We start from the raw sequence: 22,776 nt of genomic DNA on the forward strand, positions 1-22,776 counted from the left end.
TGTCATCGCCGCGGCGCACATCCACCCAATATAAAAGGCAGGCCTATGCAGCGGCTTTATCGCAAACGCATCATCGTCGGCGTGGGGGGCGGCATCGCCGCGTACAAGAGCGCCGAGCTGGTTCGCCGGCTCAAGGATCAGGGCGCCGAGGTGCGGGTGGTGATGACCCAGGGCGGTCGCGAGTTCATCACCCCGCTGACCCTGCAGGCGCTGTCCGGCCATCCGGTGCACCTGGACCTGCTCGACCCCGCCGCCGAAGCCGCCATGGGCCATATCGAACTGGCCCGCTGGGCCGACCTGGTGCTGATCGCCCCGGCCACCGCCGACCTCATGGCCCGCCTGGCCCAGGGCGTGGCCGACGACCTGCTGACCACCCTGGTGCTGGCCACCGACGCCACGGTGGCCCTGGCGCCGGCGATGAACCAGGCGATGTGGCGCGACCCGGCGACCCAGGCCAATGCCCGCCTGCTGGCCGAGCGCGGCCTGCGCCTGTTCGGCCCGGCCGCCGGCGAGCAGGCCTGCGGCGACGTCGGCCCCGGGCGCATGCTCGAGGCCGAGACCCTGGCCCAGTGCGCCGCCGACTGTTTCGAACGCCAGGCGCTGACCGGCCAGCACGTGCTGATCACCGCCGGCCCGACCCAGGAAAACATCGATCCGGTGCGCTACATCACCAACCACAGCTCCGGCAAGATGGGCTTCGCCCTGGCCGAGGCGGCCGCCGAAGCCGGCGCCCGGGTCACCCTGGTCAGCGGCCCGGTGCACCTGCCGACGCCGGAGCGGGTCAACCGCATCGACGTGGTCAGCGCCCGCGACATGCTCGCCGCCTGCGAGGCGGCCATGCCCTGCGACCTGCTGATCGCCGCCGCGGCCGTCGCCGACTACCGCCCGGAAGTGGTCGCCCCGCACAAATTGAAGAAAGACCCGCGCAACGGCGACGGCCTGCTCCTGCAGATGGTGCGCAACCCGGATATCCTCGCCACCCTGGCCCACCGCAGCGACCGCCCGTTCAGCGTCGGCTTCGCCGCCGAGACCGAGAACCTGCTGGAGTACGCCTCGCGCAAGCTCATGGACAAGAACCTCGACCTGATCGTCGCCAACGACGTGGCCAACCCCAGCATCGGCTTCAACAGCGAGGAGAACGCCATCACCGTGATCGACCGCGACCTGCAGCAGAACGCCTTCGCCCAGACCAGCAAGAGCAAGATCGCCCGCCAGCTGCTGGCCTTCATCACCGACCGACTGAACAAGAACTGACCATGCACGCATTGCAAGCCAAGATCCTCGACCCGCGCCTCGGCCGCGACTTCCCGCTGCCGCACTACGCCACCCCAGGCTCCGCCGGCCTCGACCTGCGCGCCATGCTCGAGCGCGACACCGTCCTCGAGCCCGGCCAGACCCTGCTCATCCCCACCGGCCTGTCGATCTATATCGGCGACCCCGGGCTGGCGGCGATGATCCTGCCGCGCTCGGGCCTCGGCCATAAGCACGGCATCGTGCTCGGCAACCTGGTCGGCCTGATCGACTCGGACTACCAGGGCGAGCTGATGGTGTCCTGCTGGAACCGCGGTCAGAGCGCCTTCACCGTCGCGGTCGGCGAACGCATCGCCCAGCTGGTCCTGGTGCCCGTGGTGCAGGCGCACTTCGAGCTGGTCGAGCAGTTCGATGAAAGCCAGCGCGGCGCCGGCGGCTTCGGGCACTCGGGCAGCCATTGATCGCCCCGACTCTTTCCAGGATGAATCGCCGAGGAGCCCTTCGATGAAACTCTTCAAGCGCACCGCCAAGGATGCCCGCCCCGCCGCCCAGGGCAAAGCGCCACGCACCGGCCCGCGGCTGTCGGCATTGCTGCCGGGCCTGCTGGCCGTCGCCACGGGCCTGCTGCTGGCCGCCGGCCTGCTGTGGTTCGGTGTGCTGGCCAGCGCCCAGCAACAGCACCGCCAGCAGCTGGCCCAGGCCTGGGGCGGCGGCCAGGCCGCGACCCTGCAGCTGGCCCTCGAGCAACTGGCCAGCGCCACCCAGCGCGCGGCACACAACCCGCAGCTGCTGGAGGCCCTGCAGAGCCAGGACCGCGAACGCATTCGCACCGCCGAGCGCAACCTCGGCTATTGGGCCGGCGTGGTCGATGCCCACCTCAACCCGCACGGCCAGGCGACCCAGGACATGAACCGCGACGCGCCGATGAACTTCGCCGCCCTGGACCTGTTGCGCCGCGTGGAGAACGGCCAGATCCCCGCGGTCGAAGCCTACCGGATCGGCGAGCGCTGGCTGGTGTACAGCGCCGCGCCGGTGCGCCTGAGCGACGACCAGCCGCTGCAGGGCACCCTGCTGCTGGCCTTCGACCTCAAGCACCTGCTGGCCAGCCTGCCGCCGCTGCCGGCCGCGGTCGGCCAGCTGCAGCTGTTCCAGCAATTCGCCGGCGGCACCCCGCAGCTGCTGGCCCAGCGCGGCCAGGCCGAGGGCAGCGGGCTGCGCTTCGACAGCGGCAACCCCAACTGGGCCCTCGGCTTCACCCCGGGGCCGGCCCTCGACGCCTCGGCCCTCTCGCCGGCCCTGCTCGGCCTCGCCGCCTTGCTGACCCTGGTCGGGGCCGTGCTGGGCCTGCTGCTGGTGCACGGCGGCCTGCAGCGGCGCCTGCACGCCGACGTCCAGCAACTCGGCCAGATGATCGGAGAACTCTCGGCCGGTAAAAGCGTCAAAGCCTTCAGCCTGAGCCTGCCGGCCCTCGACGGCCTGGCCCGGACCCTGGCCCGCCTGCCGCGCCACCCTCCTGAGAGTGCGCCGGCGGCGCAAACGCCCGAAAAGGGCGCCCTCCCCCCGGCGGCCGCAACGGCGCCGCACGAGCCGGCGGATCTGGTCGATCCGCTATTCCAAGACGCCGATATCCTCGATATCGACATTCTCGACGAAGACCAGGATCTCCTGGGACTGGAGCAACCCCCCGCAATGAGTACTCAGCAAGCCGCCCCGACCCTTCCCGCCGACATCTTCCGCGCCTACGACATCCGTGGCGTGGTGGGCAGCAGCCTGACCGCCGAGACCGCCTACTGGGTCGGCCGCGCGGTCGGCTCGCAGAGCCTGGCACTGGGCGAGGCGAACGTCGCCGTCGGCCGCGACGGGCGCCTGTCCGGGCCCGAGCTGATGCAGCAGCTGATCCAGGGCCTGCTCGACTGCGGCTGCACGGTCAGCGACGTCGGCATGGTGCCGACCCCGGTGGTCTACTACGCCGCCCATATCCTCGCCGGCAAGTCCGCGGTGATGCTCACCGGCAGCCACAACCCGCCGGACTACAACGGCTTCAAGATCGTCATCGCCGGCGACACCCTGGCGGGCGAGCAGATTCAGGCGCTGAAGGCACGCATCGACGCCAACGACCTGGCCAGCGGTGTCGGCAGCGTCGAGCAGGTCGACGTGCTGCAGCGCTACTTCAAGCAGATCCGCGACGACATCGCCCTGGCCAGACCGCTGCGCGTGGTGGTCGACTGCGGCAACGGCGCCGCCGGGGTGATCGCCCCGCAACTGATCGAGGCCCTGGGCTGCAACGTGATCCCGCTGTATTGCGAGGTGGACGGCACCTTCCCCAACCACCACCCGGACCCGGGCAAGCCGGAGAATCTGGCCGACCTGATCGCCAGGGTCGAGGCCGAGCAGGCCGACCTCGGCCTGGCCTTCGACGGCGACGGCGACCGCGTCGGCGTGGTGACCAACAAGGGCACCATCGTCTACCCGGACCGCCTGCTGATGCTGTTCGCCAAGGACGTGGTGTCGCGCAATCCCGGCGCCGACATCATCTTCGACGTCAAGTGCACCCGCCGCCTGACCCCGCTGATCAGCGGCTACGGCGGCCGCCCGGTGATGTGGAAGACCGGCCACTCGCTGATCAAGAAGAAGATGAAGGAAACCGGCGCGCTGCTGGCCGGCGAGATGAGTGGCCACATCTTCTTCAAGGAGCGCTGGTTCGGCTTCGACGACGGCATCTATGCCGCCGCCCGCCTGCTGGAGATCCTCAGTCAGGACAAGCGCGACGCCGAACAGGTGTTCGCCGCCTTCCCCAGCGACATCTCCACCCCGGAGATCAACATCCCCGTCACCGAGCAGAGCAAGTTCGGCCTGATCGACAGCCTGCAGCGCGACGGCGCGTGGGGCGAGGGCAACATCACCAGCCTCGACGGCGTGCGCGTCGACTACCCCAAGGGCTGGGGTCTGGTGCGCGCCTCCAACACCACGCCGGTGCTGGTACTGCGCTTCGAGGCCGACAGCGAGCAGGAGCTCGAACGCATCAAGGGCGTGTTCCGCAGCCAGCTGCAGCGTGTCGCCGCCGATATTCACCTACCGTTCTGAAAGAGCGATTCAGCATTTGGAGTCCCGCATGACCCTCGAGCGTGATGCCGCCGCCCAGGTGGCCAAGGTTCTATCCGAAGCCCTGCCCTATATCCGCCGCTTCGTCGGCAAGACCCTGGTGATCAAGTACGGCGGCAACGCCATGGAGAGCGAAGACCTCAAGCAAGGCTTTGCCCGCGACATCGTGCTGATGAAGGCGGTCGGCATCAACCCGGTAGTGGTGCACGGCGGCGGTCCGCAGATCGGCGACCTGCTCAAGCGCCTGTCGATCGAAAGCCACTTCATCGATGGCATGCGCGTCACCGACACCGCCACCATGGACGTGGTGGAGATGGTGCTCGGCGGCCAGGTCAACAAGAGCATCGTCAACCTGATCAACCAGCATGGCGGCAGCGCCATCGGCCTGACCGGCAAGGATGCCGGGCTGATCCGCGCCAAGAAACTCAAGGTCTCGCGCCAGACCCCGGAGATGACCCAGCCGGAAATCATCGACATCGGCCATGTCGGCGAGGTCACCGGGATCAACACCGAGCTGCTGAACATGCTGGTCAAGGGCGACTTCATCCCAGTGATCGCGCCCATCGGCGTCGGTCCGGACGGCGAGTCCTACAACATCAACGCCGACCTGGTGGCGGGCAAGGTCGCCGAGGCGCTGAAGGCCGAGAAGCTGATGCTGCTGACCAACATCGCCGGCCTGATGGACAAGCAGGGTGAGGTGCTGACCGGCCTGACCACCGAACAGGTCGACGGCCTGATCGCCGACGGCACCATCTACGGCGGCATGCTGCCGAAGATCCGCTGCGCCCTGGAGGCGGTGCAGGGCGGGGTGACCAGCGCCCACATCATCGACGGCCGGGTGCCCAACGCGGTGCTGCTGGAGATCTTCACCGACAGCGGCGTCGGCACCCTGATCTGCAACCGCAAGCGCCAGTAAGACCGGCGCCTCGACCGAGGCGTCACGTGTCCGGGACAGGGAAAGGCGCTAGGGGCGCGCGCCCAGCAACTCGCTGAGCCGCGCCCGATCGGCGGCGAAACTGGCCCTGGCCTGCTGGCGCGCCTCCTGGTAGCGGGCGATGTCCTGCTGCAGACGCTGCTGCTCGGCCAGTTGATTGCCGATCTGCGCCAGCAGGTGCTCCGGCACCGCACGCCCGGCACGTTCGTGCTCGGCGGCCTGGCTCTGCAGGTTGCCCTGCTGGGTGCGCGCCGACTGCAGGTTGCCGCGGGCCACGCCGATCAGGGCGTCCAGCTCGGCCAGCTTGCGCTCGAGGGCGCGGTCGACATCCTCCGGCCCGCTATACAGCCGCAGCAACTGCGCATCGCTGCCGGCCCGGGCCTTGTCGGCCAGCAGCCGCCGACGCTCCGCGGCACTGGGCGCCGGCGGCACCACCTGGATCACCCGCCCCTGCTCGTTGAGCACCTCGTAGCCCTTGGCGATGAACTCCGGCGGCACGCCCTGGCGACTGAGCACGGTGATGCCCTGATCGTCGACATAGCGGTACAGCTCGGCGGCGCCGGCCGCGAGCGGCAGCAGCATGCCGAACAGCAGCGAACAGTGGATCAGGGCCGGTCTGTGCATCGGAGCACCATCTTATGCGGGGGCGTTAGATTCCATACTCGGCGCGGTACGCCTCCACCGCCGGTAGATACTGGCGCAGTTGCGCGTCGCCCGCCAGGTACTCGAGCACCTGCTCGAGCGACACGATGCTCACCACCGGCATGCCGAAGTCGCGCTCGACCTCCTGTATCGCCGACAGCTGGCCCTGGCCACGCTCCTCGCGGTTCAGCGCGATCAGCACGCCGGCGGCCTGGGCGCCCTGAGCCTGGATGATCTGCATCACCTCGCGAATGGCCGTGCCGGCGGTGATCACGTCGTCGATGATCAGCACCTTGCCGGCCAGCGGCGCACCAACCAGGGTGCCGCCTTCGCCATGAGCCTTGGCTTCCTTGCGGTTGAAGCACCAGGGCAGGTCGCGCTGGTGGTGCTCGGCCAGGGCCACCGCGGTGGTCGCCGCCAGGGGGATGCCCTTGTAGGCCGGACCGAACAGCACGTCGAAGGGAATTCCGCTGTCGACCACCGCCGCCGCGTAGAAGCGCCCGAGCCGAGCCAGCGCCAGGCCGCTGTCGAACAGCCCGGCGTTGAAGAAATAGGGGCTGGTGCGCCCGGACTTGAGGGTGAACTCACCGAAGCGCAGCACGCCGCGCTCGATGGCAAAACGAATGAAGTCGCGCTGGTACGCTTGCATGGAAAATCCCGGACGGCACGGATTTGGCTAGGAATTTAGCTAATTGGAGACGAGCTCGGGTATCATACACGCACGTGTTTTTGGGGGCCATTTATGCGGATCATCAGTGTGAACGTGAATGGTATTCATGCTGCAGTCGAGCGCGGTTTGCTCAGCTGGCTGCAAGCACAGAATGCCGACGTCATCTGCCTGCAGGACACCCGCGCCTCCGCCTTTGAGCTGGACGACCAAGCCTTCCAACTGGACGGCTATTTCCTCTATGCCTGCGATGCTGAAGTGCCGAGCCAAGGTGGCGTGGCACTCTATTCGCGGTTGCAACCCAAGGCGGTAATCAGTGGACTCGGCTTTGAGATGGCCGATCGCTACGGGCGCTACCTGCAGGCCGATTTCGACAAGGTGAGTATCGCCACCCTGCTGCTGCCATCCGGGCAGGGCGGCGACGAGAGCTTGAACCAGAAGTTCAAGTTCATGGACGACTTCACCCATTATCTGGACAAGCAGCGCCGCAAGCGCCGCGAGTACATCTATTGCGGCTCGCTGTACGTGGCGCATCAGAAGCTGGACGTGAAGAACTGGCGCGACTGCCAGCAGTCGCCGGGCTTCCTCGCGCCGGAACGCGCCTGGCTCGACGAGGTGATCGGCAGCATGGGCTATGTCGATGCCCTGCGCGAAGTCAGTCGCGAGGGCGAGCAGTTCAGCTGGTGGCCGGACAGCGAGCAGGCCGAGCTGCTCAATCTGGGTTATCGCTTCGACTATCAGCTGCTCACGCCCGGCATGCGCCGCAACGTGCGCACCGCACGCCTGCCGCGCCAGCCGCGCTTCTCGCAGCACGCGCCGCTGATCGTCGACTACGACTGGATCCTCAGCCTGTAAGCTCAGCAGTAACGAAAAAGCCGGCGATCAGCCGGCTTTTTCGTTCAGCGAACAGGCTTACTTCACCAGGCGCCAGCACAGCGGGTAGCGATAGACCTCGCCGGCATTGGCCTTGATGCCGGCGATGATCGTCAGCACCAGCGCCACCACGCTGACCAGCAACATCAGCGGGAAGCCGATGATGACCCAGGCCAGCACGCCGCAGATCATCATGGCCAGGCTGAAGGTGATCTGGAAATTCAGCGCCTCCTTGCCCTGGTCATCGACGAAGGCGGCGCTGTCCTTCTTCATCTGCCAGATGATCAGCGGCCCGATCACGTTGCCGACCATGGGCACCAGAAACCAGAAGAACGCCGCGTAATGACAGAACATCGCCCACTTGCGCGCTTCCGGGCCGGGGCTCGGCACGAGTTCCTGCTGCTCCATGGTCAACCTCCTGCACAGCCGAACCGTATCAGTCGGCCAGCGCCGCCTGCTGCAACTCGAACAGCTCGCCCATGCCCTGCCGGGCCAGCGCCAGCATCGCGTTCAGCTCCTCGGGCTGGAACGGCGCGCCTTCGGCGGTACCCTGCACCTCGATGAAGCCACCGGCGCTGGTCATCACCACGTTCAGGTCGGTCTCGGCGGCCGAGTCCTCCAGGTAGTCGAGGTCCAGCACCGGCTCGCCCTGGTACATGCCCACCGACACGGCGGCGATCATCTGCTTGAGCGGATCGCCGCCCTTGAGGCCGCCGCGCTTCTTGATCACCTTCAGGGCATCGACCAGGGCCACCATGGCGCCGGTGATCGAGGCGGTGCGAGTACCGCCGTCCGCCTGGATCACGTCGCAGTCGACGTACAGGGTGTTCTCGCCGAGCTTGGACATGTCCAGGGCCGCGCGCAGCGAACGGCCGATCAGCCGCTGGATCTCCAGGGTACGCCCGCCCTGCTTGCCGCGGCTGGCCTCGCGCTGGTTCCGCTCGCCGGTGGCGCGCGGCAGCATGCCGTACTCGGCGGTCAGCCAGCCCTGACCCTGGCCCTTGAGGAAGCGCGGCACGCCCGACTCGACGCTGACCGTGCAGATCACCTTGGTATCACCGAACTCCACCAGGACCGAGCCCTCGGCATGCTTGGTGTAGTTGCGGGTGAGGCGGATCGGGCGCAACTGATCGGCGGCGCGGCCACTGGGACGTTTCATCGAGGAATACCTGCTCTGGAGTGAAATCTGCCCTGCATTATAGGGGCCATGGCCCGGCGGCGACACGACCAATTGGGAGCCGGCGACGCTCTGCGCTACAATCCTGCGCCTTTCGTCCCGACTTTCCGCGAGGTGCGCCCCCGATGATCCACAGCATGACGGCCTTCGCCCGCGCCGAACAGGCCGGGCCAAACGGCACCCTGAGCTGGGAGCTGCGTTCGGTCAACCATCGCTACCTGGAACCCCACCTGCGCCTGCCGGAAGCCTTCCGCGACCTCGAGGGCGCGGTGCGCGAGGCCCTGCGCCAGGGGCTGTCGCGGGGCAAGGTCGAGTGCACCCTGCGCTTCGCCGAGGACAATGCCGGCAAGCCGCTGCAGCTCGACCGCGAGCGCGCCGCCCAGCTGGTCGCCGCGGCGGAGAGCGTGGCGGCCCTGATCCAGCAGCCGGCCCCGCTCAATCCCCTGGAGGTGCTCGCCTGGCCCGGCGTACTGGTGGCCGACGCCGCCGATCCCCAGGCCCTCAACAAGACCGCCCTGAGCCTGTTCAACCAGGCCTTGGGCGAGCTGAAGAACGGCCGCGGGCGCGAAGGCGCCGAGCTGGCCAAGCTGCTGAACGAGCGCCTGGACGGCATCCTCGCGGAAGTCGCCGCCCTGCGCGAACTGGTGCCGCAGATGCTCGAGGCGCAGCGGCAGAAGGTCCTCGAGCGCTGTGCCGAGATGCAGGTCGAACTCGATCCCCAGCGCCTGGAGCAGGAGCTGGTGCTGCTGGCGCAGAAGAGCGACGTGGCCGAAGAACTCGACCGCCTCGCCACCCATGTCGGCGAGGTACGCCGCGTGCTCAAGGCCGGCGGCGCCGCCGGCCGGCGCCTGGACTTCCTCATGCAGGAACTCAACCGCGAGGCCAACACCCTCGGCTCCAAGGCCTTCGACCCGCGCAGCACCCAGGCGGCGGTCAACCTCAAGGTACTGATCGAGCAGATGCGCGAACAGGTGCAGAACATCGAATAGCCCTGGCGGCAACCGGCCCAACCACTCATCACCTTCAAGAACTGAACGCACGACAGCCTCGGGAACCACTCATGACCACTACCACCGGCACCCTCTATATCGTTTCCGCCCCCTCCGGCGCCGGCAAGACCAGCCTGGTCAAGGCGCTGATCGACAGCGAGCCGCTGATCCGCGTCTCGGTCTCCCACACCACCCGCGCCATGCGTCCCGGGGAAGCCGACGGGGTGAACTACCATTTCGTCGACCACCAGCAGTTCCACGCCATGCTCGACCAGAATGCCTTTCTCGAGCACGCCGAGGTGTTCGGCAACCTCTACGGCACCTCCCAGCGCTGGGTCGAGCAGACCCTCGCCGAAGGCTACGACCTGATTCTGGAAATCGACTGGCAGGGCGCGCAGCAGGTACGCCGGCTGATGCCCCAGTCCAAGTCGATCTTCATCCTGCCGCCGACCCAGGAGGCGCTGCGTCACCGCCTGACCAACCGCGGCCAGGACAGTGGCGAGATCATCGAGCAGCGCATGCGCGAGGCGGTCAGCGAGATGAGCCACTACGTCGAGTACGACTACCTGGTGATCAACGACGACTTCGCCCATGCCCTCAGCGACCTCAAGGCCATCTTCCGCGCCAACCAGCTCGCCCAGGGCGTTCAGCAGCAACGCCACAGCGGCCTGCTCGGCGAGCTGCTGGCCTGAGCCCCGGCGCCCGCGCCTAAAACAGTGCTTCCCTTAACGCTGGTGATTTTTTAGACTATTCAGTCCGCTCGCCCATCTGGGCCCAGCTCTATATCTGCATTTGCTACGAGGAACACCATGGCCCGCGTAACCGTCGAAGATTGCCTGGACAACGTTGATAACCGCTTCGAGCTGGTCATGCTCGCCACCAAGCGTTCGCGCCAGCTCGCCACCGGCGGCAAAGAGCCGAAGCTGGCCTGGGAAAACGACAAGCCGACCGTGGTCGCCCTGCGCGAAATCGCCGCCGGCCTGGTCGACTATGACGTCATCGCCCAGGACGAGATCGTCGAGGAAGAGCCGCTGTTCGCCGCCTTCGAGGAAGAGGCCAACGAGCCTCTGTAAGCCCATGCCTGGTCGAAGCGGCACGGCGCGGCGTCATCCGGGTCGGCAGGGGGAACGCCCATGCCGAGCATAGACGCCCTCGCCGATCGACTTTCGACCTATCTCGACGGCGATCAGGTCAACCTGGTGCGCCGCGCCTACTTCTACGCCGAGCAGGCCCACGACGGCCAGCGCCGGCGTAGCGGCGAAGCCTACGTCACCCACCCCCTGGCGGTGGCCGGCATCCTCGCCGACATGCACATGGACCATCAGAGCCTGATGGCCGCCATGCTGCACGACGTGATCGAAGACACCGGCATCGCCAAGGAAGCGCTCAACGCGCAGTTCGGCGAAACCGTGGCCGACCTGGTCGACGGGGTCAGCAAGCTGACCCAGATGAACTTCGAGACCAAGGCCGAGGCCCAGGCCGAGAACTTCCAGAAGATGGCCATGGCCATGGCCCGCGACATCCGCGTGATCCTGGTCAAGCTGGCCGACCGCCTGCACAACATGCGCACCCTGGAAGTGCTGTCCGGTGAGAAGCGCCGGCGCATCGCCAAGGAAACCCTGGAGATCTACGCCCCCATCGCCAACCGCCTGGGGATGCACAGCCTGCGCGTGGAATTCGAGGACCTGGGTTTCAAGGCCATGCACCCGATGCGTTCCGAGCGCATCCGCGCCGCGGTGCGCCGCGCCCGCGGCAACCGCAAGGAAATCGTCAACAAGATCGAGGAGTCCCTGGTCCACTGCCTGGCCCGCGAGGGCCTGGAAGGCGAGGTGGTCGGTCGCGAGAAGCACCTCTACGGCATCTACCAGAAGATGCGCGGCAAGCGCCGGGCGTTCAACGAGATCATGGACGTCTACGCCTTCCGCATCGTGGTCGACAAGGTCGACACCTGCTACCGCGTGCTCGGCGCCGTGCACAACCTGTACAAGCCGCTGCCCGGGCGCTTCAAGGACTACATCGCGATCCCCAAGGCCAACGGCTACCAGTCGCTGCACACCACCCTGTTCGGCATGCACGGGGTGCCCATCGAGATCCAGATCCGCACCCGCGAGATGGAGGAGATGGCCAACAACGGCATCGCCGCCCACTGGCTGTACAAGTCCAGCGACGACGACCAGCCCAAGGGCACCCATGCCCGCGCCCGCCAGTGGGTCAAGGGCGTGCTGGAGATGCAGCAACGCGCCGGCAACTCCCTGGAATTCATCGAGAGCGTGAAGATCGACCTGTTCCCCGACGAGGTCTACGTGTTCACGCCCAAGGGCCGCATCATGGAGCTGCCCAAGGGCTCCACCGCGGTGGACTTCGCCTACGCGGTGCACACCGACGTCGGCAACACCTGCATCGCCTGCCGCATCAACCGCCGCCTGGCGCCGCTGTCCGAGCCGCTGCAGAGCGGCTCCACCGTGGAGATCGTCAGCGCGCCGGGTGCCCGGCCGAACCCGGCCTGGCTCAATTTCGTGGTCACCGGCAAGGCGCGCACCCATATCCGCCATGCCCTCAAGCTGCAGCGCCGCTCCGAGTCGATCAGCCTCGGCGAGCGCCTGCTGAACAAGGTGCTGGCCGGCTTCGACAGCCACCTCGACAAGCTGCCGGCCGAACGGGTGCAGGCGGTACTCGGCGAGTACCGCCTGGAGCTGATCGAGGACCTGCTCGAGGACATCGGCCTGGGCAACCGCATGGCCTACGTGGTGGCCCGCCGCCTGCTCACCGAGGGCGGCGAGGAGCCGCCGAGCGCCGAGGGGCCGCTGGCGATCCGCGGCACCGAGGGCCTGGTGCTCAGCTATGCGAAATGCTGCACGCCGATCCCCGGCGACCCCATCGTCGGCTACCTCTCCGCCGGCAAGGGCATGGTGGTGCACCTGGAGAGCTGCCGGAACATCGGCGAGATCCGCCACAACCCGGAGAAGTGCATCCAGCTGTCCTGGGCCAAGGACGTCGCCGGCGAGTTCAACGTCGAGCTGCGCGTCGAGCTGGAGCACCAGCGCGGCCTGATCGCCCTGCTGGCCGGCAGCGTCAACGCCGCCGACGGCAACATCGAGAAGATCAGCATGGACGAGCGCGACGGCCGCATCAGCGTGGTCCAGCTGGTGGTCAGCGTGCACGACCGCGTGCACCTGGCGCGGGTGATCAAGAAGCTCCGCGCCCTCGCCGGGGTGATCCGCATCACCCGCGTACGCGCCTGATCCCCGCCCGACTGAGCGGTCATTTTTCCCGCAGCTGTGCTTTGACAGCGCCCCGCCTTTGGCCGAACCTAGGCGGCCGCAGCTGCGCGACACACACCTGCGCGACGCAGCGCCTTAACCCGAGCAACCTCTCAGGAGTTCCCATGAGCAAGAGCGTCATCAACAGCGACAAGGCCCCGGCCGCCATCGGCACCTACTCCCAGGCGATCAAGGCCGGCAACACCGTCTACATCTCCGGGCAGATTCCGCTGGACCCCAAGACCATGGAACTGGTCGACGGCTTCGAGGCGCAGACCGTGCAGGTGTTCGAGAACCTCAAGGCGGTGGCCGAGGCCGCCGGCGGTTCGTTCAAGGACATCGTCAAGCTGAACATCTTCCTCACCGACCTGGCCCACTTCGCCACCGTCAACGAGGTCATGGGCCGCTACTTCCAGCAGCCCTACCCGGCCCGCGCCGCCATCGGCGTAGCCGCCCTGCCGCGCGGCTCGCAAGTGGAAATGGACGCTATCCTGGTACTGGAATAAGTCCGCCGGCGGGGCACGACGCCCCGCCTCCTACCGCGTGCAAGGACCCTCCCATGCGCCCGCTCCCCTTCGCCCTGCTCGGCCTCGGCCTGCTCGCCGGCTGCGCCAGTCAGCCCCATGACCCCAGCGGCACCTGGATCAACCAGGCGGCGATCGCTGCCGCCAGCCGCGGCGGCCCGCTGCGCGAAGCCCTGCTGGCCTACGGCCCCAACCTGGAGTGGCGGCTCGACCCGCAGCGCCAGCGGGCCAGCTACAGCAACGGCTACGAACAGGACGAGGGCCGCCTGGTGAGCCTGGACGAGCAGCGCCTGCGGGTCGACTTCTACGGCGACTACCAGGAGTTCCTCGACCTCGACGGCGACGAGCTGGTGCAGGCGGCCAGCGGCACCTGGCCGGAGCAGCGCTTCGTCCGCGCGCCGGCAGCCGCTGCCGACCACGTACCCGCGGGGGGACGCTTCGAGCGGGCCCTGTACGACGCCTACCTGGGCGGCACCTGGCGCATCGCCGAAGGCCTCGGCGAAGGCGGCCTGGTGCTGTTCCACAGCGACGGCCGGGTCGAGGGCCTGCCCGGCGCGCAGCGCTATGCCCTGTGCCTGGCCGGCGACTGCGCAGCCATGAGTGGCGAATTCGACAGCCTGTGGCTGCAGCTTGGCGAGCAGGGCCAGGCCTGGTTGTTCGAACGCGACGGCGAGCGCATGGGCATCTTCGCCGCCCTCAACCGCGCCCAGGCCGACGAGATGCCCGACTACCACAAGGGACCGCGACGCTGGCTGCTGCAACGCGACTAGGCGCCGCCGATGGCGGGCGCCGCGCGGCCCGCCATCCTAGGGCCTGAGCGGCGCCCCGGCGAGCATCTCCCCGTAGCCTTCGCGGTAGCTCGGGTAGCGCGGCACCCAGCCCAGCGCCCTGGCCCGGGCGTTGCTGCAGCGCTTGCTGCCGGCGCGACGCACCGTCGCCTCCGCGGCCCAGTGGCTGACCCCCAGCTGCTCGCGCAGCCAGGCCAGCACCTCGTGCAGGGCGACCGGCGCGTCGTCGACGCCCAGATAGCAGTCCGCCAGCGCCGCGCCCTGGGCATCGGCCTGCAGCAGGCACGCCAGCAGGCCGGCGGCATCCTCGACGTGGATGCGGTTGGCGTACAGCGGCGGCTCGCTGGCCACCCGGTAGCCCTGGCGCACCTGCTCGAGCAGCCACTGCCGTCCCGGCCCGTAGAGCCCGGCCAGGCGCACCACGCTGGCCGCGAGGCCGCAGTGCAGGGCCAGCTGCTCGGCCTCGCGCAGCACCCGCCCGGAAAAGCCCGTGGCCTCGGCCGGCGAGTCTTCGTCGACCCATTCGCCGTCCTGCTGGCCATAGACCCCGCTGCTGGAGACGAACAGCAGGCGCCTGGGCCGCTGCCCGTGCCGCGCCAGCCAGGCCAGCACCCGGCGCAACCCCTCGACGTAGATGGCCCGGTAGCCGGCCTCGTCGCGCTGCTCGGCCGCCGCGCAGTACACCAGGTAATCCAGCTCGCCGCCGGGCCAGGCCGGCGGACAGGCCTCGTCCTGCAGGTCGCCGGCCACCGGGATGATCGGGGCCGGTAGCTGCTGCGCCGCGCGGCGCAGGCCATGCACCTGCCAACCGGCCGCGGCCAGGCGCAGCCCCAGGCGCGTGCCGACATCGCCACAGCCGGCGATCAACACCCTCACAGAACGCGTCATGCGCCCCTCCACAATTTGCCGATGGGCCAGTGTAGCGCGGTTGGTTCGCCGCAATGCAAAGGCTATGCTTAGAAGCAATTCAATGGATATTCACTATGACCCTCACCGAACTGCGCTATATCGTCACCCTCGCCCAGGAACAGCATTTCGGCCGCGCCGCCGAACGCTGCCATGTCAGCCAGCCGACCCTGTCGGTGGGGGTGAAGAAGCTCGAGGACGAACTCGGCGTGCTGATCTTCGAGCGCAGCAAGAGCGCGGTGCGCCTGACCCCGGTCGGCGAGGGCATCGTCACCCAGGCGCAGAAGGTGCTGGAGCAGGCCCAGAGCATCCGCGAGCTGGCCCAGGCCGGCAAGAACCAGCTGGCCGCGCCGCTGAAGATCGGCGCCATCTACACGGTCGGCCCCTACCTGTTTCCCCACCTGATCCCCCAGCTGCACCGGGTCGCCCCGCAGATGCCGCTGTATATCGAGGAAAACTTCACCCACGTGCTGCGCGACAAGCTGCGCACCGGCGAACTGGACGCCATCATCATCGCCCTGCCGTTCCAGGAGGCCGATGTGCTGACCAAGCCGCTGTACGACGAGCCCTTCTATGCGCTGATGCCGGCCGGCCATCCCTGGGCCGAGCTGAAGAGCATCGACAGCAAGCTGCTCAACGACAAGAGCCTGCTGCTGCTGGGCGAGGGCCACTGCTTCCGCGATCAGGTGCTGGAGGCCTGCCCCACCCTGCGCAAGGGCGGTGAGGAGCACGCCAAGCACACCACGGTGGAGTCCAGCTCGCTGGAGACCATCCGCCACATGGTCGCCTCGGGTCTCGGCGTGTCGATCCTGCCGTTCTCCGCGGTGGACAGCCACCACTACGCCCCCGGGGTGATCGAGGTGCGCCCGCTCAGTGCCCCGGCGCCGTTCCGTACCGTGGCCATCGCCTGGCGCGCCAGCTTCCCGCGGCCAAGCGCCATCGAGGTGCTGTCCGACTCGATCCGCCTCTGTTCGGTGGCCCACCCGCAAGCCAAGAGCGCCTAGGGCCGCCTCATGAGCGAACTGGCAGCGGTTTCCGTCACCGCGCTCAAGGGCGTCGGCGCCGCCCTGGCCGAGAAACTGGCCAAGGTCGGCCTGGAGACCCTGCAGGACGTGCTGTTCCACCTGCCGCTGCGCTATCAGGACCGCACCCGCATCGTGCCCATCGGCGCCCTGCGCCCGGGCCAGGATGCGGTGGTCGAGGGCGTGGTGGCCGGCGCCGACGTGGTCATGGGCCGGCGGCGCAGCCTGCTGGTGCGCCTGCAGGACGGCAGCGGCACCCTGAGCCTGCGCTTCTACCACTTCAGCCAGGCGCAGAAGGACGGCCTCAAGCGTGGCACCCAGCTGCGCTGCTACGGCGAGGTGCGCCCCGGCTCCTCCGGCCTGGAGATCTACCACCCGGAATACCGCGCGCTGAGCGGCGGCGAGTCGGCGGCGGTGGAACAGTGCCTGACGCCCATCTACCCGACCACCGAGGGCCTGACCCAGCAGCGCCTGCGAGCCTTAAGCGAGCAGGCCCTGGCGCGCCTCGGCCCGCACAGCCTGCCGGACTGGCTGCCTGCGGAGCTGGCCCGCGATTACCGCCTCGGCCCCCTGGACCAGGCCATTCGCTACCTGCACCGGCCGCCGCCGGACGCCGATCTGGAGGAGCTGGCCGAGGGCCGTCACTGGGCCCAGCACCGCCTGGCCTTCGAGGAGCTGCTGACCCACCAGCTGTCGCTGCAACGCCTGCGCGAGCAGGTCCGCGCCCAGCAGGCGCCGCCGCTGCCGGAGGCTAAGCGTCTGCCCCCGCTGTACCTGCAGAACCTCGGCTTTCCGCCCACCGGCGCACAGCGGCGGGTCGGCGCCGAGATCGCCTACGACCTGAGCCAGGGCGAGCCCATGCTGCGCCTGGTGCAGGGCGACGTCGGCGCCGGCAAGACTGTGGTCGCCGCCTTCGCCGCCCTGCAGGCCCTGGAGGCCGGCTACCAGGTGGCGCTGATGGCGCCGACCGAGATCCTCGCCGAGCAGCACTTCCTCAACTTCAGCCGCTGGCTGGCGCCGCTCGGCCTCGAGGTCGCCTGGCTGGCCGGCAAGCTCAAGGGCAAGGCCCGCGCCGCGGCGCTGGAGCGGATAGCCGCGGGCGTGCCGATGGTGGTCGGCACCCATGCGCTGTTCCAGGACGAGGTGCAGTTCCGCCACCTGGCGCTGGTGATCATCGACGAGCAGCACCGTTTCGGCGTGCAGCAGCGCCTGGCGCTGCGGCAGAAGGGCGTCGGCGGGCGGCTGTGTCCGCACCAGCTGATCATGACCGCCACCCCCATCCCGCGCACCCTGGCCATGAGCGCCTACGCCGACCTGGACACCTCGATCCTCGACGAACTGCCGCCGGGGCGCACTCCGGTCAACACCCTGGTGGTCGCCGACAGCCGCCGCCTGGAGGTCATCGAGCGGGTGCGCTCGGCCTGCAACGAGGGGCGCCAGGCCTACTGGGTGTGCACCCTGATCGAGGAGTCGGAGGAGCTCACCTGCCAGGCCGCCGAGACCACCTTCGCCGACCTCGTCGCGGCCCTCGGCGGCCTCCACGTCGGCCTGATCCACGGCCGCATGAAGCCGGCGGAGAAGGCCGCGGTGATGGAGGAGTTCAAGCAGGGCCGGCTGCAGCTGCTGGTCGCCACCACGGTGATCGAGGTGGGTGTCGACGTGCCCAACGCCAGCCTGATGATCATCGAGAACCCCGAACGCCTCGGCCTCGCCCAGCTGCACCAGCTGCGCGGCAGGGTCGGCCGCGGCAGCGCCGCCAGCCACTGCGTGCTGCTCTACCATCCGCCGCTGTCGCAGCTCGGCCGCGAGCGCCTGGGCATCATGCGCGAGACCTGCGACGGCTTCGTCATCGCCGAGAAGGACCTGGAGCTGCGCGGCCCCGGCGAGATGCTCGGCACCCGCCAGACCGGCCTGCTGCAGTTCAAGGTCGCCGACCTGATGCGCGACGCCGACCTGCTGCCGGCCGTGCGCGACGCCGCCCAGGCCCTGCTGGCGCACTGGCCGCAGCATGTCAGCCCGCTGCTGCAGCGCTGGCTGCGCCATGGTCAGCACTATGGCCAAGTCTGATGCTGCGCGCGGGGCGTCCGTCGTATTGCCGTGCAGCCTGCGACCCGCTGTTTATACTTCGAGGCATTCGCCCTCCCTACGCCGGACAACCTCATGACTGAAGCAGCCCTCGCCACCGATTCCACCCCGCGTCCGCCGGCCGTGATCCAGCAGCTGCTCGACAGGCTCGGCCTGGGCTTTCGCGCCTGCCGCGAGCACGCCGACCTGCCCGCCGCCCAGCGTCTGCAGGCGGTGTTGCTGGAGGACGCGGTCGGCGCCCTGCTGGTGCTCTACCCGCAGAGCCAGCTGCTCGACCTGGGCCGCCTGGCCGAGCTGACCGGGCGCCAGCTCGCCGCGGTCAAGCCGGAGCGCCTGGAGCGCATGCTCGGCAAGCACCAGCTGGGCGAGCTGCCCGGACTGCCGCCGCTGACCAGCTCGCCCTGCCTGTACGACGAACGCCTGCTGCAGGAGCCCAGCCTGTATGTCGCCTCGGGCCAGCCCGGGGTGCTGCTGGAAATCGCCAGCGCAGCCTTCAGGGGCCTGCTCGGCAAGGCCAGTGCCGCGCGTTTCGGCGAGCCGCTGAGCAATATCCGGCCGAACCTCGATCGCCCGGACGACGACCGCGCGGAGATCAGCCAGGCGGTGCAGGCCTTCACCGCCCGGCGCATCCAGCAGCGCCTGGAGGAGACCATCGAGATCCCGCCGCTGGCGGAAACCGCGCAGCGCATCATCAAGCTGCGGGTCGACCCGGACGCCACGGTGGACGACATCACCGGGGTGGTCGAGACCGACCCGGCGCTGGCCGCCCAGGTGGTCAGCTGGGCGGCCTCGCCCTACTACGCCGCCCCCGGCAAGATCCGCTCGGTGGAGGACGCCATCGTCCGCGTGCTGGGCTTCGACCTGGTGATCAACCTGGCCCTGGGCCTGGCCCTGGGCAAGACCCTGAGCCTGCCCAAGGACCAGCCGCAGCGGGCCACCCCCTACTGGCAGCAGGCGATCTACACCGCCGCGGTGATCGAGGGCCTGACCCGGGCCATGCCGCGGGCGCAGCGCCCGGAAGCCGGCCTGACCTACCTCGCCGGGCTGCTGCACAACTTCGGCTACCTGGTCCTGGCCCACGTCTTCCCGCCGCACTTCTCGCTGATCTGCCGGCACCTGGAGGTCAACCCGCACCTGTCGCCCGACTACATCGAGCAGCACCTGCTGGGCATCAGCCGCGAACAGATCGGCGCCTGGCTGATGCGTTTCTGGGACATGCCGGAGGAGCTGGCCAGCGCCCTGCGTTTCCAGCACGACGCGGAGTACGCCGGCCCCCATGCCGCCTACCCGAACCTGGTGTGCCTGGCGGTCAGCCTGCTGCGCAACCGCGGCATCGGCAGCGGCCCACGGCGCGAGATCGCCCAGGACCTCTACGATGCCCTCGGCCTGAGCCGGGAGAAGGCCGAAGAGGCGGTCGACAAGGTACTGGCCGCCGAGGTGGCGCTGCGCGAGCTGGCCGCCCAGTTCCACTCGCCGCACTGAGTGCGGCCAACGGACCAGGACCAAGGGGCCCGCGGGCTCCTTGGTCGTTCCGCCAGCTAGCGCAGCGCGTCGCGGCGGGTGGCGAACAGCCGCGGCAGGGCCTGCAGGCTTTCGTCCAACAGGCGGCGCAGGGCGGGCTGCTCGTACAGCGCGGCATACTCGGCGAGCTGCTCGCTGGGAATCTGCCGGTAGGCGTAGAGCATGAAGGACTCCACCGCCGCGGCGCTGGACTGGTTCAGGGCCTCGGCCTGGGCGCTGGTCTGGCGGCTCAGGGACTGCTCGTCGAGGGTCTCGCCGCGCGCCCTGAGCGCCAGCAACGCCTGGGTCTTGCCCACCTCGTAGCGCAGCAGGGCGGCCAGCTCGGTGGTCCGTGCGGCCGCATCCAGGCGCCGCACCAGGGCCAGCCTGCTCGGCCGCGGCGCACGGGCGGCGAGTTGTCGACGGTAGTCCGCCAGGGCCGTGCCGCCGTCCTCGCCGACCGCCCGCTCGGCCGCAGTGAAACGCCGGGCCAGGGGGCTCTCGAGCAGCCGCCGGGCCTGCTGTAGCTGGTGTTGCTCGAACCGGCCGGCCAGTTGCTCGGCCAGGTCCCGGCACAACCCCGCGGCAGCGAAGGCCTGGCCCAGGGGCGCCTGCTGCTGGGCGCTCAGACCGCGGCGCAGCAGCGGTTCGCTCTGTTCGCAGAGCAGGTGAATCCCCGCCAGTTCGAACAGCGGCGCGAAGGCGTCGGCCTTGGACGGCGCGGCCTGCGCCATGCCGACGGCCAACAGCAGGACGACTAGGAGCACGGGCATGGGCAGGCCTCCATCGGGGACTCCAGCCAGCCTAGCGAATGCCTCGGGCGGCGGCCAGCACCGCCCCCTGCGGGGTCAGGCGGCCTTCTTCTCGTCGACGCGCTTGTTCGGTGCCAGATGCTTGGTCAGCCCCTGGAACCACAGCACCAGCGCCGGGTTGCCCTGGATCTGGATGTCCTTGCTCTGGATCCCCTGCATGAAGGCCAGCTGCTTGTTCTTCGCGTTCATGGTGGCGAAACCGTAGGCGCCGTCCCGGAAACCCAGGGCAAAGGCCGGCTCGGCGGCAGGGCCACGCCTGCTGCTGATGCGCTGATCCTTGACGATGAAATGGCGGGCGATCTTGCCGTCCAGGGTGTGCAACTGGAACTGCATATCGCGACCGGCCAGCTGTTGCCGGAAGGCGGGGTTGTCGCGGCTGGCCTTGGCCATCAGGCGGCCCAGCAACCACAGGAGAAAACGGAATTTCATGCGCACGGCCTCGACGGGGGATGGAAATGGCGGCGCATTGTAGCGGGTTGTGCGGGGGACTACAGCCAAACCAAAGCCTGGTCGTGGCGGCTGGCGCGGAGCGGGACTGGAGGCCCGGAGCCGTTCGGCCCCGGGCTGACGCGGCTCAGTTGACCGCGTCTTTCAGGGACTTGCCCGGTTTGAAGGCGACGGTGTTGCTGGCCTTGATCTTGACCGGCTGGCCGGTCTGCGGGTTCTTGCCGGTGCGAGCACCCCGGTGGCGTTGCACGAAGGTGCCGAAACCGACCAGGGTCACACTGTCCTTGCGGTTCAGTGCGCCGGTGATTTCTTCGAGCACGGCGTTGAGTACACGACTGGCCTGATCCTTGGTGAGATCGGCCTTTTCGGCGATGGCGGCGGCGAGTTCCGGTTTACGCATAGATGCCTCTTAGACGGTTATTGTTGTTGTGTCCGTGCTGTCCTTCCAGGTCAGCGCCCAAGGCGCCGCAACGGCTCTACGCTGCGGCAGACCCAGGGAGAATGGCATGTGATTCGGCCCTGCGCCAGTCTCGCCCGGCAGTTTGCGCCGGAATAACATGGCAAATCAGCCATAAGGAATGACGATCAGGCCAGCAGCGGCGGCAACTGCCTGTTCAGCGCCAGCTTCTCCTGCACCGCCGCACCGGTCAGGGCATAGCCGAGCAGGTTGCCCGCAGCGTCCCGGCACAGGGCCTTGATGTCGCGGCCAGCCCCTTCCACCGTCCACTCGCCCGCCAGGCCTCGCGGTGGCGGCGACACCACCAGCGGGCACACCGGGGTCTTCACGGTGACCGGCATGGGCCCGTAGGCCACCCGGGTCGGCGTGCCCGCCAGGGTCTGGGCCAGGGCCCGGGCGCAACTCATCAGCGGCATCACGTAGAGCAGGTTGAGGCCCTCGACCTCGGCGCAGTCGCCCAGGGCATAGACATGGGCGTGGGAGGTGCGCAACTGGCGATCGACCGCCACCCCGCGCCCCACCGCCAGGCCGGCGGCCGCGGCCAGCCCGGTGCGCGGGCGCAGGCCGACGGCGGAGATCACCAGGTCGCAGGCGATCCGGCTGCCATCGGACAACCGGGCCTCCAGCTCGGCGCCCTTGTGCTGGAGGCTGTCCAGCGTCGGGCCGAGGTGGAAGCGCGCCCCGAGGCTCTCCAGGCCGGCCTGCACCGCCGCCGCCGCGGCCGGGTGCAGCAGCCCGGGCATCACCTGCTCGCAGGGCGCGACCAGCTCGACCTGATAGCCGCCGACGCTCAGGTCGTTGGCGAATTCGCAGCCGATCAGCCCGGCGCCGAGCAGCAGCACGCGCCGCTTGCCCGCCGCCGCGGCGCGGAAGCGCGCGTAGTCCTCCAGGTCGTTGATCGGGAAGAGCGCGTCCTCGGCGTCGCCCGCCACCGGCACGCGGATCACCTCGGCGCCCCAGGCCAGCACCAGGTCGCGGTAGGCCACGGCTTCCTCGCCGAGCCACAGGCGCTTGTGCTCCGGGTCGATGGCGGTGACGCGGGTATGGGTGCGGATCTCGGCGTTCAGCTGTTCGGCCATGGCGCCGGGCTCGGCCATGCTCAGGCCGTCGGCGTCCTTGTGCTTGCCGAAGCCGGTGGAGAGCATCGGTTTGGAATAGGAGCGACCATCGTCGGCCGTGATCAGCAGCAGCGGTGTGCTGCTGTCCAGCTTGCGGAACTCGCGGGCCAGGTTGTAGCCGGCCAGGCCGGTGCCGACGATCACCAGGGGTGCGCTCATCATCCTTCCTCAATCTGCTGCGGCGCGGCGCCGTCAGGCCACCAGCGCACTGCTGCCCGGCCC

At 68.9% G+C, this 22,776-nt stretch carries 23 protein-coding genes; 14 read left to right on the forward strand and 9 right to left on the reverse strand.

Features of this window, described 5'->3' with window-relative positions:
• Positions 1 to 45: 45 nt before the first annotated feature.
• From coaBC to argB, 4 genes are all read left to right on the forward strand, one after another.
• Positions 46 to 1,254, forward strand: coding sequence for a bifunctional phosphopantothenoylcysteine decarboxylase/phosphopantothenate--cysteine ligase CoaBC (gene coaBC / locus I0D00_RS11430; protein WP_213639831.1), 1,209 nt, complete (start codon positions 46 to 48; stop codon positions 1,252 to 1,254).
• A gap of 2 nt (positions 1,255 to 1,256) precedes the next feature.
• Complete coding sequence (gene dut, locus I0D00_RS11435; protein ID WP_213639832.1) at positions 1,257 to 1,712, forward strand: dUTP diphosphatase; 456 nt, start codon at positions 1,257 to 1,259, stop codon at positions 1,710 to 1,712.
• 1,228 nt (positions 1,713 to 2,940) lie between these two features.
• Positions 2,941 to 4,335 carry a phosphomannomutase/phosphoglucomutase gene (gene algC, locus I0D00_RS11440; RefSeq protein WP_213640272.1) on the forward strand — a complete coding sequence of 465 codons (1,395 nt, stop codon included), beginning with the start codon at positions 2,941 to 2,943 and terminating at the stop codon, positions 4,333 to 4,335.
• Positions 4,336 to 4,363: 28 nt separating this feature from the next.
• On the forward strand, positions 4,364 to 5,269 hold the full coding sequence (argB, locus tag I0D00_RS11445; protein WP_213639833.1) for an acetylglutamate kinase: 906 nt from the start codon (positions 4,364 to 4,366) through the stop codon (positions 5,267 to 5,269).
• A gap of 48 nt (positions 5,270 to 5,317) precedes the next feature.
• Here the strand turns inward: argB and I0D00_RS11450 are convergent, their stop codons facing one another.
• Together I0D00_RS11450 and pyrE are read right to left on the reverse strand one after the other, a co-directional pair.
• The gene (locus I0D00_RS11450) at positions 5,318 to 5,911 is read right to left on the reverse strand and encodes a DUF4124 domain-containing protein (RefSeq protein ID WP_213639834.1); all 594 of its coding nucleotides are present in this window, start codon (positions 5,909 to 5,911) and stop codon (positions 5,318 to 5,320) included.
• 25 nt (positions 5,912 to 5,936) lie between these two features.
• On the reverse strand, positions 5,937 to 6,578 hold the full coding sequence (gene pyrE, locus I0D00_RS11455) for an orotate phosphoribosyltransferase (protein ID WP_213639835.1): 642 nt from the start codon (positions 6,576 to 6,578) through the stop codon (positions 5,937 to 5,939).
• 93 nt (positions 6,579 to 6,671) lie between these two features.
• On the opposite strand from pyrE, the gene I0D00_RS11460 reads away from it, so the two are divergent.
• Positions 6,672 to 7,451 (forward strand): exodeoxyribonuclease III, encoded by a 780-nt coding sequence (locus I0D00_RS11460; RefSeq protein ID WP_213639836.1) that lies wholly within the window; start codon positions 6,672 to 6,674, stop codon positions 7,449 to 7,451.
• Positions 7,452 to 7,508: 57 nt separating this feature from the next.
• Here I0D00_RS11460 and I0D00_RS11465 read toward each other — a convergent pair whose 3' ends face one another.
• Both I0D00_RS11465 and rph read right to left on the reverse strand, forming a co-directional pair.
• Positions 7,509 to 7,877, reverse strand: coding sequence for a DUF4870 domain-containing protein (locus I0D00_RS11465; RefSeq protein ID WP_213639837.1), 369 nt, complete (start codon positions 7,875 to 7,877; stop codon positions 7,509 to 7,511).
• A 28-nt stretch (positions 7,878 to 7,905) separates the two neighbouring features.
• Complete coding sequence (rph, locus tag I0D00_RS11470) at positions 7,906 to 8,628, reverse strand: ribonuclease PH (RefSeq protein WP_213639838.1); 723 nt, start codon at positions 8,626 to 8,628, stop codon at positions 7,906 to 7,908.
• A gap of 143 nt (positions 8,629 to 8,771) precedes the next feature.
• Between rph and I0D00_RS11475 the strand changes: the two genes are divergently transcribed.
• The 6 genes from I0D00_RS11475 (at position 8,772) to I0D00_RS11500 (ending at position 14,189) form a co-directional block, all read left to right on the forward strand.
• Positions 8,772 to 9,635 (forward strand): YicC/YloC family endoribonuclease, encoded by an 864-nt coding sequence (locus I0D00_RS11475; RefSeq protein ID WP_213639839.1) that lies wholly within the window; start codon positions 8,772 to 8,774, stop codon positions 9,633 to 9,635.
• Between the two features lie 71 nt (positions 9,636 to 9,706).
• Positions 9,707 to 10,327, forward strand: a complete 621-nt coding sequence (gene gmk, locus I0D00_RS11480) for a guanylate kinase (protein WP_213639840.1) — start codon at positions 9,707 to 9,709, stop codon at positions 10,325 to 10,327.
• 117 nt (positions 10,328 to 10,444) lie between these two features.
• Positions 10,445 to 10,708, forward strand: a complete 264-nt coding sequence (gene rpoZ / locus I0D00_RS11485) for a DNA-directed RNA polymerase subunit omega (RefSeq protein ID WP_213639841.1) — start codon at positions 10,445 to 10,447, stop codon at positions 10,706 to 10,708.
• Between the two features lie 60 nt (positions 10,709 to 10,768).
• Positions 10,769 to 12,877 (forward strand): bifunctional GTP diphosphokinase/guanosine-3',5'-bis pyrophosphate 3'-pyrophosphohydrolase, encoded by a 2,109-nt coding sequence (gene spoT, locus I0D00_RS11490; RefSeq protein ID WP_213639842.1) that lies wholly within the window; start codon positions 10,769 to 10,771, stop codon positions 12,875 to 12,877.
• Between the two features lie 143 nt (positions 12,878 to 13,020).
• On the forward strand, positions 13,021 to 13,401 hold the full coding sequence (locus tag I0D00_RS11495; protein WP_213639843.1) for a RidA family protein: 381 nt from the start codon (positions 13,021 to 13,023) through the stop codon (positions 13,399 to 13,401).
• Between the two features lie 53 nt (positions 13,402 to 13,454).
• The gene (locus I0D00_RS11500) at positions 13,455 to 14,189 is read left to right on the forward strand and encodes a hypothetical protein (protein WP_213639844.1); all 735 of its coding nucleotides are present in this window, start codon (positions 13,455 to 13,457) and stop codon (positions 14,187 to 14,189) included.
• 36 nt (positions 14,190 to 14,225) lie between these two features.
• On the opposite strand, the gene I0D00_RS11505 is transcribed toward I0D00_RS11500, so the two are convergent.
• Positions 14,226 to 15,095, reverse strand: a complete 870-nt coding sequence (locus I0D00_RS11505; protein WP_213639845.1) for an SDR family oxidoreductase — start codon at positions 15,093 to 15,095, stop codon at positions 14,226 to 14,228.
• 95 nt (positions 15,096 to 15,190) lie between these two features.
• On the opposite strand from I0D00_RS11505, the gene I0D00_RS11510 reads away from it, so the two are divergent.
• From I0D00_RS11510 to I0D00_RS11520, 3 genes are all read left to right on the forward strand, one after another.
• Positions 15,191 to 16,117, forward strand: a complete 927-nt coding sequence (locus I0D00_RS11510) for a hydrogen peroxide-inducible genes activator (protein WP_213639846.1) — start codon at positions 15,191 to 15,193, stop codon at positions 16,115 to 16,117.
• A gap of 9 nt (positions 16,118 to 16,126) precedes the next feature.
• On the forward strand, positions 16,127 to 18,202 hold the full coding sequence (gene recG, locus I0D00_RS11515; protein ID WP_213639847.1) for an ATP-dependent DNA helicase RecG: 2,076 nt from the start codon (positions 16,127 to 16,129) through the stop codon (positions 18,200 to 18,202).
• A gap of 93 nt (positions 18,203 to 18,295) precedes the next feature.
• Complete coding sequence (locus tag I0D00_RS11520) at positions 18,296 to 19,702, forward strand: aminoacyl-tRNA deacylase and HDOD domain-containing protein (RefSeq protein WP_213639848.1); 1,407 nt, start codon at positions 18,296 to 18,298, stop codon at positions 19,700 to 19,702.
• Positions 19,703 to 19,758: 56 nt separating this feature from the next.
• On the opposite strand, the gene I0D00_RS11525 is transcribed toward I0D00_RS11520, so the two are convergent.
• From I0D00_RS11525 to I0D00_RS11540, 4 genes are all read right to left on the reverse strand, one after another.
• Entirely contained in the window at positions 19,759 to 20,493 is a 735-nt protein-coding gene (locus I0D00_RS11525) for a hypothetical protein (protein WP_213639849.1), read from the reverse strand.
• A 75-nt stretch (positions 20,494 to 20,568) separates the two neighbouring features.
• The gene (locus I0D00_RS11530; protein WP_213639850.1) at positions 20,569 to 20,961 is read right to left on the reverse strand and encodes a helicase; all 393 of its coding nucleotides are present in this window, start codon (positions 20,959 to 20,961) and stop codon (positions 20,569 to 20,571) included.
• 145 nt (positions 20,962 to 21,106) lie between these two features.
• Positions 21,107 to 21,379: an HU family DNA-binding protein gene (locus tag I0D00_RS11535; protein WP_090447331.1), complete on the reverse strand. Its 273-nt coding sequence runs from the start codon at positions 21,377 to 21,379 to the stop codon at positions 21,107 to 21,109.
• Between the two features lie 185 nt (positions 21,380 to 21,564).
• Entirely contained in the window at positions 21,565 to 22,713 is a 1,149-nt protein-coding gene (locus tag I0D00_RS11540) for an NAD(P)/FAD-dependent oxidoreductase (RefSeq protein ID WP_213639851.1), read from the reverse strand.
• Positions 22,714 to 22,776: the final 63 nt, after the last annotated feature.

Origin of the sequence: Pseudomonas lalucatii, assembly GCF_018398425.1 — a bacterium.
Lineage (GTDB): Bacteria > Pseudomonadota > Gammaproteobacteria > Pseudomonadales > Pseudomonadaceae > Aquipseudomonas > Aquipseudomonas lalucatii.